Origin of the sequence: Sphingomonas sp. LH128 (genome assembly GCF_000293195.2) — a bacterium.
Taxonomy (GTDB): domain Bacteria; phylum Pseudomonadota; class Alphaproteobacteria; order Sphingomonadales; family Sphingomonadaceae; genus Novosphingobium; species Novosphingobium resinovorum_A.
Genome location: NZ_ALVC01000611.1, coordinates 1 through 1,052 on the forward strand (window position 1 = coordinate 1; position 1,052 = coordinate 1,052).

Below are 1,052 nucleotides of genomic sequence, written 5' to 3' on the forward strand. Positions count from 1 at the left end.
ACCACCGAGAAGCTGCGCCCCTCGACGTCGCCGCGCGTCACCGTCTGGTCGAAGCCCATGTTGATCCCGGCCGTCTGCAGCTTGAGATCATACTGGTTCGACCAGAACCACGGGAACGCCTTGTAGGGCTTTTCGTCCCCGCAGATCGCCTTGGCCACGCACGTCGCCATATCGTTGGCGTTCTGCACCGATTCCACCCGCATCACCGTGCCGCCCGCGTAGTCGCAGGCGAAAGCCGCACAGTCGCCAATCGCGTAGACGTCCGGCAGCGAGGTGCGGCAGAACTCGTCCACGTCCACGCCGTTCGCCCCAGAGGCACCTGCGAGGATCAGCGGACCGACGGCGGGCACGATGCCGATGCCGACGATCACCGCCTCGGCGGGGATCACCTCGCCATCGACCAGTTTCACGCCCGTTACCCGGTGACCGTCGCCTTCGAGGCATTCGACCGCAACGCCGGTGCGCAGATCGACGCCGTGATCGCGGTGTTCCTTCTGGTAGAACTCGGACAGTTCCTCACCCGCGACGCGCGCCAGCAAGCGCGGCAGGGCTTCGAGCAGGACCACGCTCAGCCCCATCTTCGACAGCACCGCCGCTGCCTCGAGGCCGATATAGCCGCCACCGATGACGACAATGTTGCGCGTTCCCGCATCGACCTCGGCCATCAGCGTGTCGCAGTCCTCGCGGGTGCGCACGGCGTGGACGCCAGCCAGCTCTGCGCCGCCGCACGACAGGCGCCGCGGATCGCCTCCGGTCGCCCAGACCAGCTTGCCGTAACCGAAGGTCGTGCCGTTCGAGAGCGTCAGTTCCTTCGCCTCGGCGTCCACCTTGGTGACTTCGGTGGAGAGCCTGAAGGTCACCTCCTTCTCGGCCCAGAACGTCGGCGGGCGGATGTAGAGGCGGTCGAAGCTCTTCTCCCGCGCGAAGTATTCCTTCGAGAGCGGCGGGCGCTCGTAAGGATGCTCCGGCTCGCGGCCGATGACGGTGATGGTTCCGGTGAACCCGTTCTGGCGCAGGGCGAGCGCGCACTGCGCTCCCCCATGTCCCGCTCC

Annotated in this window: 1 protein-coding gene; it reads right to left on the reverse strand. The window is 67.0% G+C overall.

Annotated features, from left to right (window positions below):
- On the reverse strand, window positions 1-1,052 hold a 1,052-nt coding region (locus LH128_RS30585), incomplete at both ends, for an NAD(P)/FAD-dependent oxidoreductase (protein ID WP_008833562.1).